The sequence below is a fragment of the Hydrogenophaga sp. genome (assembly GCF_018780385.1).
Classification (GTDB): Bacteria; Pseudomonadota; Gammaproteobacteria; order Burkholderiales; family Burkholderiaceae_C; genus Hydrogenophaga.
On sequence record NZ_JADMJO010000003.1, the window covers coordinates 75,969 to 90,419 of the forward strand.

Sequence of the window (14,451 nt, forward strand, 5' to 3'; positions counted from 1 at the left end):
GATTCGCGGCATCCGCCTTCCCCCAGGAGACACCATGAGCGAAGCATTCCTTTTTGATGCCGTGCGCACCCCGCGCGGCAAGGGCAAGAAAGACGGCAGCCTGCACGAGGTCAAGCCGATCGATTTGCTCGCCGGCGTGTTGACCCACCTGCAGCAGCGCAACGGCTTCGACACCGCGGCGGTGGACGATGTGGTGATGGGCGTGGTCTCGCCCATCGGTGAGCAGGGCTCGGTGATCGCCAAGGTGGCCGCGCTCAAGGCCGGCTGGGACTGGCGCTGCTCGGGCGTGCAGCTCAACCGCTTCTGCGCCTCGGGCCTCGAAGCCGTGAACATGGCGGCCATGAAGGTTCGCAGCGGCTGGGAAGACCTGGTGGTGGCCGGCGGCGTGGAGAGCATGAGCCGCGTGCCCATCGGGTCGGATGGCGGCGCCTGGGCGCAGGACCCGCAAACCAACAGCGACACGCTGTTCGTGCCGCAAGGCATCGGCGCGGATTTGATCGCCACACTCGAAGGCTTCAGCCGCGACGACGTGGACGCCTTTGCGCTCGAATCGCAGAAGCGCGCGGCGGCGGCGCGCGCCGCGGGGTACTTCAATGGCTCGATCGTGCCGGTCACCGACTTCCTCGGCCAGACCATCCTGGATGAAGACGAGTTCATCAAACCGCACACCACCATGGACGGCCTGGCCGCGCTCAAGCCCGCGTTCGAGCAGCTCGGTGGCATGGGGTTTGATTCGGTGGCGCTGCAGCGCTACCCGCAGGTCGAACGCATCGACCATGTGCACCACGCGGGCAACTCCTCGGGCATCGTCGACGGCGCCACGGCCGTTCTGATCGGCAGCGAGGCCGCTGGCAAGACGCACAAGCTCACGCCGCGCGCGCGCATCGTCTCGGTGGCGCTCTCCGGCGCAGACCCCACCATCATGCTCACCGGCCCGATGCCGGCCGCGCGCAAGGCCCTGGCCAAGGCGGGCCTCACCATCGACCAGATCGACCTGTTTGAAGTGAACGAGGCCTTTGCCGCCGTGCCCATGAAGTTCATGAAGGAACTGGGCGTGCCGCACGAAAAAGTGAACGTCAACGGCGGCGCGATCGCCATGGGCCATCCACTCGGTGCCACCGGCGCCATGATCCTGGGCACGCTGGTGGACGAATTGCACCGCCGCCAGCTGCGTTATGGACTGGCCACGCTTTGTGTCGGCGGTGGCATGGGTATTGCCACGATCGTTGAACGAATCTGAACAGGACGCCGAACGCCACATGAAAACCATCCGCTACGAACTGCACGACGGCATCGCCACGCTCACCTTCGACGAGCCGGGTTCGCCGGTGAACACCATGTGCGCCGACTGGCAGCGCGACCTGACCACCGCCACCGGCCTGGTGGTGCGCGACAAAGCGCTGATCCAGGGCATCCTGCTGGCGTCGGCCAAAAGCACCTTCTTCGCCGGTGCCGACCTCAAGAGCACCATGCGCCTGACACCAGCCGATGCACCACGCGTCTTCGCCGAGATCGAGCAGACCAAAAAGAACTTCCGCACGCTGGAGACCCTGGGCGTGCCGGTGGTGAGCTGCATCAATGGCGCGGCGCTCGGCGGCGGATGGGAAGTGGCGCTGGTGGGCCACCACCGCGTGGTGGTGGACAACCCCAAGATCCAGCTCGGCCTGCCCGAGATCACGCTCGGCCTGATCCCCGGCGCCACCGGCATCACCAAGATGACGCGCCTGCTCGGCCTGATGGGCGCGCAGCCTTTCATTCTGGAGAGCAAGCTGTTCAATCCGCGCGAAGCCCTGGAACTGGGCCTGGTGCACCAGCTGGTACCCGCCAACGGCGACGATGTGGCAGCCTCCCTGCGCACCGCAGCTCTGTTGTGGATCACGGCCAACCCCAAGGCACAACACCCCTGGGACGCCAAGGACTACAAGATCCCCGGTGGCACGCCCGCCAATCCCAAGATCGCCGGCATGCTGACCGTGGCACCGGCCATGCTCAAGCAGAAGACACGCGGTCTGTACCCCGCGCCCGAAGCCGCGCTGGCGGCCATGGCCGAAGGCGCGATGGTGGACTACGACACCGCCACGCGCATCGAGAGCCGCTACCTCGCCAAGCTCATCGTGAGTCCAGTGGCGCGGAACATGATCAACACCTTCTTCTTCAACATGAACGCGATCAAGAGCGGGCAGTCGCGTCCGAAAGATGTGCCGCGCTACAGACCGAAGAAGGTCGGCATCCTCGGCGCCGGCATGATGGGCGCGGGCATCGCCTACACCCAGGCCAGCCGCGGCATCGACACCGTGCTGGAAGACGTGAGCCTGGAAAACGCCCAGCGCGGCAAGCTGTACAGCGCACGGCTCACACAGACGCGCGTGGACCAGGGGCGCATGAACCCGCAAGACCAGCAATCGCTGCTCGAACGCATCAGACCCACCGCGTACCCGTCCGACCTGCAGGGCTGCGACCTCATCATTGAAGCGGTGTTCGAGAACCGCGAACTCAAGGCCACCGTCACGCACGAAGCCGAGCCCTTGCTCGCCGAGGGTGGCTTCTTCGCCAGCAACACCTCCACACTGCCCATCTCGGGGCTGGCCCAGGCCAGCATCAACCCGGCCAAGTTCATCGGCATCCATTTCTTCAGCCCGGTGGACAAGATGAGACTGGTGGAGATCATCCGCGGAAAGGAAACGGACGACGAGACGGTGGCGCGCGCCTACGACTACGTGCAGGCGCTGGGCAAGCTGCCGATCGTGGTGAACGACTCGCGCGGTTTCTACACCAGCCGCACCTTCGGCACCTTCGTGATGGAGGGCGCGGCCATGTTGGGCGAAGGCATTCCCGCGCCGGTGATTGAAAACGCGTCCATGCAAGCCGGCATGCCGGTGGGGCCGCTGGCCGTGCTGGACGAGACCGCGCTCTCGCTCTCGGTCCACGTGCTGGACCAGACCCGCGCCGACTTTGCCGCGGAGGGCAAGGCCTACACCGCCACACCGGGCGAACTGCTGGTCGAGCGCATGGTCAAGGAACTCAACCGCGCAGGCCGCGCGGCCGGTGCTGGTTTTTACGATTACCCGGCAGGACAAAAGAAGACGCTCTGGCCGGAACTCAAGCCCCTGTTCGAAAAGCCCGGGCACGCCTGGGAGCTGCAGGACGTGAAAGACCGCCTGCTCTACCGCCAGGCCGTGGAAACCGCGCGCTGCCTGGCCGAAGGTGTGCTCACCTCCGTGCACGACGGCAACATCGGCTCCCTCTTCGGCATCGGTTTCCCGGCCTGGACCGGTGGGGCGCTGCAGTTCATCTACGGCATGGGCATCGACACCTTCGAGCGGCGCTGCGCCGGGCTGGCCGCCCGGCATGGCCCTGGCTTCGAGCTTGACGAGGCCACCCTGCGCGTCATCCGCCATCACCAACCCGTGTACTGAGCGCCCTCACCCCTCCCGCCGGCGGTGTACCCGCCGGCTTTTTTTTGACCCACCCCTCACCCATCCCACATGAAACGTCTCGAAGGAAAAATCAGCCTCATCACTGGCGCTGCGCAGGGCATCGGCCTGGCCACCGCGATCAAGTTCGCGCAGGAAGGCGCCGTGGTGATCGTGTGCGACTTGAAGCAGGTGGCGGTGGACGAAGCCGTGCGGCAGTGCGAAGCGCTCGGCGCCCAGGCGGCGGGTTTCGTGATGGACGTGACGCAGCGCGAGATGGTGGACGCAGTGGTGGCGCGGGTGGTGGCGCGATTCGGGCGCATCGACGTGTTGGTGAACAATGCCGGCATCACACAGGACGCGCGGCTGCAGAAGATGACGCTGGAGCAGTTCGACCGGGTGATCGACGTGAACCTGCGTGGCGTGTTCCATTGCGCCCAGGCCGTGACTGAGCAAATGACTGCACAGGGCGGCGGTGTGATCCTCAATGCCTCGTCGGTGGTGGGCATCTACGGCAACTTCGGCCAGACCAACTACGCTGCAGCCAAGTTCGGCGTGATCGGCTTCACCAAGACCTGGAGCCGCGAACTCGGCCCCAAGGGCATTCGCGTCAACGCCGTGGCACCCGGCTTCATCGTGACCCCCATCCTCAGCACGATTCCTGAGAAGGTCATTGCCGAGATGGAGCATCGCGTGCCCTTGCGCCGCCTCGGTCAGCCTGAAGAGATCGCCAACGTGTACGCCTTTCTCGCCAGCGACGAGGCTAGCTACGTCAACGGCGCCGTCATCGAGGTTTCGGGCGGCATGTCGGTTTAACCGGTGCGCACGGCTTGCCCGTGCGCGCCTGGGGTGCGTGTCGAAGTGGACGGGAGCCGCTGTATCGCTGCTCAAAACGCACGCTGCGCAGGGGGCTGTGTTACAAAATGACGTCACCCGAGACGTGCACCATGCAGACTTCCCCGATCCCCACCAATGAGGCACAACGCCTGGCCCGACTCCACGGTCTGGGCATCCTCGACACCCTGCCGCAAAAGGCATTCGACGACATCTCCGCGCTGGCCCAACTGATCTGCGGCACACCGGTGGCGCTCATCACGCTCATCGACCAGGACCGCCAGTGGTTCAAGTCGCGCATCGGTGTTGAAGAGCAGGAAACACCGCGGGAGGTCGCCTTTTGCTCATACGCCATCATGGATCCCGAGCAGGTGATGGTGGTCGAAGATCTGCAACAGGACCCTCGTTTCAGCAGCAACCCGTTTGTGACCGGCCCCACCAATGCGCGCTTTTATGCCGGCGCCCCCATCGTCACCCAGGACGGCTTCGCACTGGGCACGGTGTGCGTTATTGACCTGAAAGCCCGCTCGCTTCAACCCGACCAACTGGACGCCCTGCGCCGCCTCGGCAGCCTCGTCACCAGCTTGCTGGAACACGAGTCGGTGCGCCTCGAAGAAGCCCGGCTGCAGCACGAGCAGCTCACCGCCATGGCGATTTCCGGTCTGGACCTGCAGGTCTACATCGACACACAGCACGTCTATCAACACGTCAACGACACGTTCCTGGCGTACTGGGGTTGTACCCGCGAGCAGATCATCGGGCGCAGGGTCGCGGAGCACGTGGGTGAAGACGCGTTTCGCACGATCATCCAACCCCAGCTGGTCCGCGCACTGGCGGGGGAGCCCGGTTTCTACACCCGCAAGACCGATTTTCCCGCGCGCGGTCCCCGCCATGTCGAAGTGGCCTTGCTGCCGGTGCGCAACGCCCGGGGCGAGATCACCGGCGCCGTGATGCGGGCACAGGATGTGCACGAAACCAGGGCGCGCGAAGCGCAGTTGCAGCAAACGGTGGCACTGCTGGAACAAAAAACCCTGGAGCAGGACCGCTTCATCCACATCGTTTCTCACGATCTGCGCGAACCGATCAACACGGTCAACAACTTCACCTCGCTGCTGGTCACCGATCACGCGGAAGAACTCACACCCACGGCACAACGTTTCCTCTCCTTCGTGCAATCGGGCGGCCAGCGCATGCGTTTTTTGCTCGACGACCTGCTGCATTTCGTGCGGCTGGGCGGCCATGCCGTGCAGCTTCGCCCGGTGGACGTCTCCCGTTTGATGCACCAGCTTCAGGACGATCTGGCCCCACTGCTTCAACGCACCGGCGGGCGCGTCGAATGCGCACCACAAGCGCCCGTGATGGCCGACGAACCGCTGCTGCGCATCGTGCTGAAGAACCTCGCCTCCAACGGCTTGAAATTTTCTCGCCGAGACGTGCCGCCCGTGGTGCGCGTCACGGTCGAAGGGGACGATGGCGGTCACCGGATTCACGTGCACGACAACGGCATCGGCGTTGCGGACGAACACCAGCACGACATCTTTGACATGTTCAAGCGCTTGCACACGCGCAAGCACTTTGAAGGCTCCGGTCTGGGTCTGTCCGTCTGCCGCCGCGTCGCGCAGCTGCACGGCGGCAGCATCAGCGTGCAGTCCACACCCGGCGAAGGCAGTCGTTTCACGCTCCATCTGCCCCCAGCCCCCACGACACCCCACATCGAATGACCATGGCCGCACCCGAGCGTTTCATCCTGATCGACGACAACGAAGCCGACAACGTCTTCCACGAGATCATGATCCGGCGCGCCGGGTTCACGGGCGACATTCTGGTGTTCGAAAGCGGCATCGAGGCACTGAACTATCTCAGTACCGATCCCCTCGTCATTCCGACCTGCATCTATCTCGACATCAACATGCCGCTGATGGACGGCTTCGAGTTCGCGCTCCAAGCCACGCCCCTGCTGATGGGCAAGCCCGCTGTGGTGGTGATGATGCTGACCTCATCGGACGCGCCACAGGATCGCGAGAAGGCCTCGCAAACGCCGCTGATCCAAGGCTTCGTGACGAAGCCGCTCACGCGCGAAAGGGTGCGCGAAATTCTGCAACCGGGTCCAACTTTTAACTGACAACAGCAAGCATTTAATTGCCATAGTCAACAATATGCCCGACACTCGTGGGCATGCATGAAGTTGACCCCAGCCAGGTGCGTGCGCTGCGCGCCTTCAACCGCTTCTACACCCAGCGCACGGGCCTGCTCGACCCCTACCTGGGAAGTGCGTTCTCGCTCACCGAGGTCCGGGTGCTCTACGAGTTGGCGCACCACGCGCCCTGCACCGCCAGTGAGCTCGGACGCCGCCTGCTGCTCGATGCGGGCTACCTCAGCCGCATCGTGCGCCGCTTCACCGACGCGGGCTGGATCACGCGCACCCCCTCGCCCACCGACGCCCGCCAGCACGCGCTGAGCCTCACGCCCGAAGGCCGTGGCGCGTTCGACCCCCTGCAACAGCGTTCGCGCGACGAAGCTGCGCGTCTGCTGGCCCCGCTCCCGCCCGATCAGCGAGACACCCTGGTGGCCTCGCTGGCGCGCGTGCAGGCCCTGCTCGACCCGAACGCCGGCCAGCCCTCGCGCACCGCTGTGCTGCGCGACGTGCGCGCCGGCGACATGGGCTGGGTGGTGCAGCAGCACGGCGAGATCTACGCCCGCGAGTACGGCTGGAACAGCGAGTTCGAAGCCCTGGTGGCCGAGATCGTGGCCGGCATGATCCGCCGCCACGACCCGCAGTGGGAGCGCGGCTGGATCGCCGAGCTCGATGGCGAGCGCGTGGGCTCGGTGTTCGTGGTGCGCAAGAGCGAAACCGAAGCGCAGCTGCGGCTGTTGATCCTCAGCCCGGCCGCGCGCGGCCTCGGCCTGGGTGCGCGCCTCACGGACGAATGCCTGGCCTTCGCGCGCGCCAAGGGCTACCGCAAGATGGTGCTGTGGACCAACAGCGGCCTGACCGCCGCGCGCGCCATCTACGCGCAGCGCGGCTTTGCGCTGGTGCACAGCGAGGCTCATCACAGCTACGGGCACGATCTGGTGGGTGAGACCTGGGAACTGGCCTTGTGAGGGCCGGGGCACGCAACTCCGCAAGAAATGTCAGCCCGGGGCGGCTAGATTGAAGGCCTTGAACACCAACCTCAGGAGCCTTCCATGCAGATCGTCCAGCAAGACACCGCCCTGCACATCATGGGCATCGAACTCAGGACCTCCAACGACGAGGCCATGCACACCATTCCGCCGCACTGGCAGCGCTTCACCGAAGAGGGCGTGCTCGCGCGCATCCCGGGCAAGCTCTCCGATGAGGTCTACGCGATCTACACGCACTTCGAGCATGCCGGCGTGGACAACCACGGCATCTACTCGCTGATCATCGGCGCGCCGGTCTCCAGTACACAAGCCGTGCCGCCGGGCATGAGCCATGCCGTGCTGCCGGCCTCGCAGCGCGCGGTGTTTCCCGTGCCGCCGGGCCGCTTCGACCAGGTGGGCGCCGTGTGGCAGGACGTCTGGCAGCGCGACGACCTGCCCAAAACCTTCGTGGCCGATTGCGAGCGCTACCGCGCCAACGGCGAAATCGACATCCTGGTGGGCGTGCGGGACGGCGCCAGCACATGAACCCGGGCCACGGCTGGACCGACTACCAGCAGCGGCTGGGCCGCGTCATCGCCTACCTGCACGACCACCTGGACGAGCCGCTCGACCTGAACCGCCTGGCCGAGGTGGCGCACCTCTCGCCCTACCACTGGCACCGCGTTTACCACGCGCTGCACGGCGAGACCATCGCGGCCACGGTGCGCCGGTTGCGGCTGCACCGGGCCACGGGCTACCTGGCCAACACCGGCCTGCCGGTGGAACAGCTCGCGCGCCGCTGCGGCTACCCCAATGCCCAGTCCTTCGCGCGCGCCTTCCGCACGGCCTATGGCATGAGCCCGCTGCAGTACCGCCAGCAAGGCGGGCACGTCGCCTTCCGCTCGGCAGAGGCGGCGCAGGCCGCACCCGCGGGCCACGAGGTGCAGGTGCGCGAGGTGCCGCGCCTGCGGCTGGCCGGCCTGGAGCACAAGGGCTCGTACATGGCGATCGGCAAGGCCTTCGAGCGCAGCTTCGTGCAGCTCGCGGCGCTCGGCCATGTGCGCGCGGATTCGCGCTGGATCGCCGAGTACCTCGACGACCCGTCGGCGGTGCCGGAAAACCAGCTCTGCTCACGCGCCGGTCTGTCCGTGCCCACGCACGCCGAGGTGGCGCCGCCGCTGGTGGCTTTCGAGGTGGGCGGTGGCCCCTGCGCCGTGCTGCGCCACCGCGGACCCTACGCGACCATGCGCGCGGCCTACCAGTGGCTGTACGGCCACTGGCTGGTGAGCAGCGGCCACGAGGTGGGCGACGCCCCGGTTTTCGAGGAGTACCTGAGCAACCCGCGCGACACCGCGCCGGCCGATCTGCTGACCGACATCTGCCTGCCGCTGGCGCGGGCACCGGCGGCCTGACAAACCCCTGAAAGCCGGTCCCCGATAATTCCGGCATGCCGCAACCCGCCCAGACATCACCTGACGCAGCCGACCTGCTGCCCTTCAACCACCCGCAGTCGAAAACCGACCTGTTCCTCTCCTTCACCTGGCTCGCCCTGCAGGGCTTTGGCGGTGTGCTGGCGGTGGTGCAGCGCGAACTGGTGGAGAAAAAACGCTGGATGACGCGTGAGCAGTTCGTCGAGGACTGGGCCGTGGCGCAAATCATGCCGGGCCCCAATGTGGTCAACCTCTCCATGATGATCGGCGGGCGCTACTTTGGCCTGCCGGGCGCCATGGCCGCGCTGGCCGGCATGCTGGCCGCGCCGCTGGTGATCGTGCTGCTGCTGGCGGTGCTGTACGGCAGCGTGGCCGACAGCGCTGTCGCGCAGAACGCGCTGCGGGGCATGGGTGCGGTCGCGGCTGGCCTGATCACCGCCACCGGCATCAAGCTGATCGCCGCGCTCGACCGCAACGCCATGGGCATGGGCGTGTGCATCGCCCTGGCGGCGCTCACCTTCGTGGCGATTGCGCTGCTGCGCTGGCCGCTGCTGTGGGTGCTGCTGGGCATCGGCGGCGGCGCCTGCGTGTGGGCCTATCAGGTGCTCAAGCGCGCCGAGGAGATCCGCACATGATGGCCATGGCACCCACCGCCGCGAACTGGCTTGATCTCTTCACCCACTTCGCCTCGCTCTCGCTGCTCGGCGTGGGCGGCGCCATCACCACCGCGCCCGACATGCACCGCTATCTGGTCTTCCAGAATGGTTGGTTGAGCGACGCGCAGTTCAGCTCGTCGATCGCGCTGTCACAGGCCGCGCCGGGGCCCAACGTGCTGTTCGTTGCCCTGCTCGGCTGGAACGTGGGCTTGAACGCGGGCGGTGGCCCGGCCGCCGGCTGGATGGCCTGGGCACTGGCCTTTCTGGGCGTGCTGGTCACCATGGTGGCCATCATGCTGCCCTCTTCCGTGCTCACCTACACCGCCACGCGCTGGGCGCACCAGAACCGCGAGCTGCGCGCGGTGCGCGCCTTCAAGACCGGCATGGCCCCGATCGTGATCGCGCTGCTGATCGCCACCGGCTGGCTGCTCACCGGCTCGCACGAGCACCCTGCGCGCGACTGGCCGCTGTGGCTGCTCACAGTCTGCGCCACCTTGCTGGTGTGGCGCACGAAGATCCACCTGCTGTGGCTGATCGGCGCGGGCGCAGTGCTGGGGGCGCTGGGCTGGGTGTGAAGCGCGCTGCCGGCTACTGGTTGGCCTGCAGCATGGCCGCCATCTTCTGGTGGATCAGGTTGATGGCCTTGAGCGGGCGGATCATCACCTTGAAGTCAGTGATGCGGCCCTCGTCGTTCCAGCGGATCATGTCGACCCCGTTGACGGTGATGCCGTCGATCTCCACCTGGAACTCCAGCACCGCGTCGCGCGGCCCGATGACCTCACGCACGTAGCGGAACGAGGCGTTGAAAAACACATGGAACGCCGCGGCCAGGTATTGCGTGGTGACCGCCTTGCCCGCCTGCGGCGTGTGCACCACCGGCGAATGGAAGACGACGTCATCGGCCAGCAGGTCCCGCAGGCCCTTGGCGTTGCGGGTCTTGACCAGTTCGTGCCATGCATCGAGGGTGGCGATCGCCATGTGTCGTCTCCTGTGAATGCCAGCGGGTGTGGCAGGGGTTGCGACAGCTTACGCCAGCAACAGCGGCAGGCACAGCGCCGCAGGTTCCTTCACGCACAACTCGGCCACGGCATCCAGCGGCGTCGCCTCGGGGTTCAAGATCACCACGCGCGCGCCGCACTGGTGGGCGGTGAGCGCGAGGCCTGCGGCGGGATAGACCTCACCCGAGGTGCCGACCACCAGCATCAGATCGCAGGTGCGTGCGGCCTGCTCCGCCGCCTCAAGTGCGGCCGCGGGCAGGTGCTCGCCGAACCAGACCACCGCCGGCCGGCGCAGGTTGCCGCAGACCGGGCAGCGTGGCGGCCGTCCCGCCTCGATGGTTTCGACGCCGCAGCATGCGCGCGGCGCGTCCAGCCACCGGTCGTCGGCGATGTTGCCGTGCAGGGCCAGGGCATCGGTGTGGCCCGCGCGCTGGTGCAGGCCGTCCACGTTCTGGGTGATGAGGGTCAGGCGGCCCGGGTGTCGCGCGGCGAAGGCGGCGAGCGCCACGTGCCCCGCGTTGGGCGCCACGCCGGAGATCATTTCACGGCGGTGGGCGTACCAGTCCCACACGCGCTGAGGGTGGGCGCGGAAGGCGGCTTCGGTGGCGAGGTCCTGCGGATTGAACTGCGACCACAGTCCGGTCTGCGCGTCGCGGAAGGTGGGCACGCCGGACTCGGCGCTCATGCCCGCGCCGGTGAGCACGGCGATGTGGCGCGCTTCGCCGATCCAGCCGCGCACCGTGTCCTGCATGCTCAGCTGCGCTGGCGCAGCGCCTCGTACAAACACACGCCGCTGGCCACCGACACGTTGAGGCTCTCCACCGCGCCGTGCATGGGAATGCTCACCAGCTCGTCGCAGGTCTTGCGCGTGAGCTGCCGCATGCCCGCGCCTTCGGCGCCGAGCACGAGCGCCACCGGACCCTTGAGGTCCACCTGGTAGAGCGTCTTGGGCGCGTCGTCGCTGGTGCCGATGATCCAGATGTTGCGTTCCTTGAGTTCACCCAGCGTGCGCGCGAGGTTGGTCACCATGAAGTACGGCATGGTCTCGGCCGCACCGCTGGCCACCTTGGCCACGGTGGCGTTGATGCCCGCAGCGTGGTCCTTGGGCGCGATCACGGCGTGCGCGCCGGCGCCGTCGGCCACGCGCAGGCAGGCACCCAGGTTGTGCGGGTCGGTGATGCCGTCGAGCACCAACAGCAAAGGGGGCACGCCGGTGGCCTCCAGCTGCTCCAGCAACTCGTCGAGCGAATGCACCTGCTTGATCTCTTCCACGCGGGCGGCCACGCCCTGGTGGCCGTGGCTGCCCGCCAGCTTGGCGATGCGCAGGCCGTCGGCCTCGATCAGGCGGGCGTTGGCCTCGCGGGCCTTGTCGAGGAACTGGCGCATGCGCGCATCACGGCGCGTGGGCTCGTAGTAGATCTCGATGATGGATTGCGGCGCGGTTTTCAGGCGCACGCCCACGGCGTGAAAGCCGAAAAGCACTTTGGGGGAAGACATGCCCGGATTATCCCCTCCGGGCCAACGCAAGCTCAGGCGATGGCCACCGGCTCTTTGACTTCAGGCACCACCTGCCCGGCCTCGATGGTGATGCGCCGCTCGCAGCGTTGTGCGATCGCACGGTCGTGCGTGACCAGCACGAGCGTGGTGCCTTGTTCCCGGTTGAGGTCGAACATGAGTTCCATGATCTTGCCGCCGGTGGCGAAATCCAGGCTGCCGGTGGGTTCGTCGGCCAGCAACACGGCGGGCTGCACCACGAAGGCCCGTGCCAGCGCCACACGTTGCTGTTCTCCGCCCGAGAGCACCTTGGGGTAGCTCGAGAGGCGCTCGCCGAGGCCCACGCGCTGCAGCATCTGCGTGGCGGTTGCGCGCGCATCGCGCCTGCCGGCCAGCTCCAACGGCAGCATCACGTTTTCCAGTGCGGTGAGGTTGCCCAGCAACTGGAAGCTCTGGAACACGAAACCGACCTTTTGCGAACGCAGCGCGGCGCGCTGGTCTTCGTCCATCGCAAACAAATCGACGCCATCGATGTGAACTGTGCCGCTGGTGGGTGTATCCAAGCCCGCAACGATCGACAGCAGCGTGCTCTTGCCCGATCCGGAGGCGCCCACGATGGCGGCGGTTTCGCCCTTGTTCAGGGTGAAATCGATATCGCGCAGAATGGTCAGCGAACCGGTGGAGTCGGTGACCGACTTGAACACATGCTGGACCGCAATCATCACATCGGACATGGAAGGACTTCTCAAGTTGAAACGCCGACACTTTAACGCGCTGCTCTCAAGCGTGTGCGCGCTCGCCGCTACAGGGTCTTTGGGCAGTGCTCTCGCGCAAGTACCCGCGCAAGCCGCCAACAGCAATGCGCCGGTGATCCTGGTGGTGGGTGATTCGCTCAGCGCCGAGTACGGTCTCAAGCGTGGCACGGGCTGGGTGGCCTTGCTGAGCGAGTCGCTCGCCAAGGAGAAGATCAAGGCGCGCGTGGTGAACGCCAGCATCAGCGGCGACACCACATCCGGCGGACGTTCGCGCATGGCGGCGCTGCTCAAGCAGCACCAACCGAAGTGGGTGGTGATCGAGCTCGGCGGCAACGATGCGTTGCGCGGCCTGCCGTTGAACATGACGCGCGACAACCTCGCCACCATGGCGCGGCTCTCGCGCGAGGCAGGTGCGCAGGTGCTGCTGCTGGGCATGGAGATGCCGCCGAACTACGGCGCGAAGTACGCGCAGGAGTTTCGCGACCTGTACACCACCGTGGCCAAGGCCGAAAAGACCGAGCTCGTGCCGTTCTTTCTCAAGGGCGTGGCCGATACCGCCAACCCGACTGCGCTGTTCCAGAACGACCGTATTCACCCCAACGAGAAAGCACAGGCCACCATGCGCGACAACGTCTGGCCCGAACTGCGCAAACTCATCGCGCGCCGATAATCGGGCATGCCCGTACACACCCTGAATGCAGCGCAAGCGCTGAGCCGCCTCGCCGAGTTCGACCTCATCATCGACGCCCGCACCGAAGACGAGCACGCGCTCGACCATGTGCCGGGTGCGGTGAACTGGCCCACGCTCAACAACGAAGAGCGCATCACCATCGGCACGATGTACAAGCAGGTCAATCCCTTCGAAGCCAAGAAGCGGGGCGCTGCCCTGTCGGCGCGCAACATCGCCAGCCACATCGAGCGGGAAGTGATCGACAAACCACGCGACTGGAAGCCCTTGGTGTACTGCTGGCGCGGCGGCAACCGCAGCGGCGCGCTGGCCACCATCCTGGGTGCGATCGGTTTCCACGTCACCCTGATCGAGGGCGGCTACAAGGCCTGGCGCGCGGCGCTGGTCGACTCCCTGCCTTCGATCGCCGAGCGTTTGCAGTACCGCATCGTCTGCGGCCCCACCGGCAGCGGCAAGACGCGCCTGCTTCAGACCTTGGCAGAACAGGGTGCGCAGGTACTCGACCTGGAGGCCCTGGCCAGCCACCGCAGCTCGGTGCTGGGTCACATTCCTGGCCAGCCGCAGCCGAGCCAGAAGCGCTTTGATTCGATGGTTTGGGCAGCCCTGCGCAGCTTTGACCCGGCGCGTGTGGTCTACGTGGAGAGCGAAAGCAAGAAGGTGGGCAATGTGCGCGTGCCCGATGCGCTGATCGACGCGATGCGGGCGAGCCCCTGCATCGACCTGCGCCTGTCGGACGAAGAGCGTGTGGCACTGCTGCTGGAAGACTACGATTTCTTCGTGAAAGACCCCGCCTCGTTCTGCTCACGACTGGAGGCCCTGACGGAGCTGCGCGGCAAGGAGGTGGTGTCGAGCTGGATCGAAAGGGTCAAGAGTGGCAAGACACCCGAGGTGGTGTTGGAGTTGCTTACCCGTCACTACGACCCGATGTACGCCCAGTCGATCGGGCGCAACTTCAAACAATTCCCGCAGGCCCTGCCCTGTGAGCTGCGGGACCGCTCAGCCGAGTCGCTGAACGAGGCTGCGCGGTCGCTGCTGAAGTGCACATAACCGCCAGCGAAACCGAGGTCTGAGCTTAGACCTC

The 14,451-nt window shown here is 66.4% G+C and carries 16 protein-coding genes; 12 read left to right on the forward strand and 4 right to left on the reverse strand.

Annotated features, from left to right (window positions below; translation table 11 throughout):
* The first annotated feature begins 34 nt into the window (after positions 1–34).
* From IV113_RS00930 to IV113_RS00975, 10 genes are all read left to right on the forward strand, one after another.
* Entirely contained in the window at positions 35–1,240 is a 1,206-nt protein-coding gene (locus tag IV113_RS00930) for an acetyl-CoA C-acetyltransferase (protein ID WP_291079906.1), read from the forward strand.
* Between the two features lie 19 nt (positions 1,241–1,259).
* Positions 1,260–3,416 carry a 3-hydroxyacyl-CoA dehydrogenase NAD-binding domain-containing protein gene (locus tag IV113_RS00935; RefSeq protein ID WP_291079908.1) on the forward strand — a complete coding sequence of 719 codons (2,157 nt, stop codon included), beginning with the start codon at positions 1,260–1,262 and terminating at the stop codon, positions 3,414–3,416.
* A gap of 69 nt (positions 3,417–3,485) precedes the next feature.
* Positions 3,486–4,229: a 3-oxoacyl-ACP reductase FabG gene (gene fabG / locus IV113_RS00940; RefSeq protein ID WP_291079910.1), complete on the forward strand. Its 744-nt coding sequence runs from the start codon at positions 3,486–3,488 to the stop codon at positions 4,227–4,229.
* A 131-nt stretch (positions 4,230–4,360) separates the two neighbouring features.
* Positions 4,361–5,968 carry an ATP-binding protein gene (locus IV113_RS00945; RefSeq protein ID WP_291079912.1) on the forward strand — a complete coding sequence of 536 codons (1,608 nt, stop codon included), beginning with the start codon at positions 4,361–4,363 and terminating at the stop codon, positions 5,966–5,968.
* Between the two features lie 2 nt (positions 5,969–5,970).
* On the forward strand, positions 5,971–6,369 hold the full coding sequence (locus IV113_RS00950) for a response regulator (RefSeq protein ID WP_291079914.1): 399 nt from the start codon (positions 5,971–5,973) through the stop codon (positions 6,367–6,369).
* Positions 6,370–6,422: 53 nt separating this feature from the next.
* Complete coding sequence (locus IV113_RS00955; protein WP_291079916.1) at positions 6,423–7,349, forward strand: helix-turn-helix domain-containing GNAT family N-acetyltransferase; 927 nt, start codon at positions 6,423–6,425, stop codon at positions 7,347–7,349.
* An 84-nt stretch (positions 7,350–7,433) separates the two neighbouring features.
* A complete protein-coding gene (locus IV113_RS00960) occupies positions 7,434–7,895 on the forward strand; it encodes an effector binding domain-containing protein (RefSeq protein WP_291079918.1) in 462 nt (153 codons plus the stop codon).
* Positions 7,892–8,761 (forward strand): AraC family transcriptional regulator, encoded by an 870-nt coding sequence (locus tag IV113_RS00965; protein WP_291079920.1) that lies wholly within the window; start codon positions 7,892–7,894, stop codon positions 8,759–8,761. The genes IV113_RS00960 and IV113_RS00965 overlap by 4 nt, the downstream gene beginning before the upstream one ends.
* Before the next feature lie 35 nt (positions 8,762–8,796).
* A complete protein-coding gene (locus IV113_RS00970; protein WP_291079922.1) occupies positions 8,797–9,414 on the forward strand; it encodes a chromate transporter in 618 nt (205 codons plus the stop codon).
* The gene (locus IV113_RS00975) at positions 9,414–10,010 is read left to right on the forward strand and encodes a chromate transporter (RefSeq protein ID WP_291081136.1); all 597 of its coding nucleotides are present in this window, start codon (positions 9,414–9,416) and stop codon (positions 10,008–10,010) included. The genes IV113_RS00970 and IV113_RS00975 overlap by 1 nt, the downstream gene beginning before the upstream one ends.
* A gap of 13 nt (positions 10,011–10,023) precedes the next feature.
* Here the strand turns inward: IV113_RS00975 and IV113_RS00980 are convergent, their stop codons facing one another.
* Genes IV113_RS00980 through IV113_RS00995 form a run of 4 tightly spaced genes read right to left on the reverse strand, consistent with a single transcriptional unit; the run spans position 10,024 to position 12,661 of the window.
* Positions 10,024–10,413 carry a nuclear transport factor 2 family protein gene (locus IV113_RS00980; RefSeq protein ID WP_291079924.1) on the reverse strand — a complete coding sequence of 130 codons (390 nt, stop codon included), beginning with the start codon at positions 10,411–10,413 and terminating at the stop codon, positions 10,024–10,026.
* A gap of 48 nt (positions 10,414–10,461) precedes the next feature.
* Positions 10,462–11,184 (reverse strand): NAD-dependent protein deacylase, encoded by a 723-nt coding sequence (locus IV113_RS00985; RefSeq protein WP_291079926.1) that lies wholly within the window; start codon positions 11,182–11,184, stop codon positions 10,462–10,464.
* Between the two features lie 2 nt (positions 11,185–11,186).
* The gene (gene rlmB, locus IV113_RS00990) at positions 11,187–11,930 is read right to left on the reverse strand and encodes a 23S rRNA (guanosine(2251)-2'-O)-methyltransferase RlmB (protein WP_291079928.1); all 744 of its coding nucleotides are present in this window, start codon (positions 11,928–11,930) and stop codon (positions 11,187–11,189) included.
* A gap of 32 nt (positions 11,931–11,962) precedes the next feature.
* Entirely contained in the window at positions 11,963–12,661 is a 699-nt protein-coding gene (locus IV113_RS00995; protein WP_291079930.1) for an ABC transporter ATP-binding protein, read from the reverse strand.
* Between IV113_RS00995 and IV113_RS01000 the strand changes: the two genes are divergently transcribed.
* Both IV113_RS01000 and mnmH read left to right on the forward strand, forming a co-directional pair.
* On the forward strand, positions 12,660–13,352 hold the full coding sequence (locus IV113_RS01000) for an arylesterase (protein ID WP_291079932.1): 693 nt from the start codon (positions 12,660–12,662) through the stop codon (positions 13,350–13,352). The two genes, IV113_RS00995 and IV113_RS01000, sit on opposite strands and share 2 nt — an antisense overlap.
* Positions 13,353–13,358: 6 nt before the next feature.
* Complete coding sequence (gene mnmH / locus IV113_RS01005; RefSeq protein ID WP_291079934.1) at positions 13,359–14,417, forward strand: tRNA 2-selenouridine(34) synthase MnmH; 1,059 nt, start codon at positions 13,359–13,361, stop codon at positions 14,415–14,417.
* Positions 14,418–14,451: the final 34 nt, after the last annotated feature.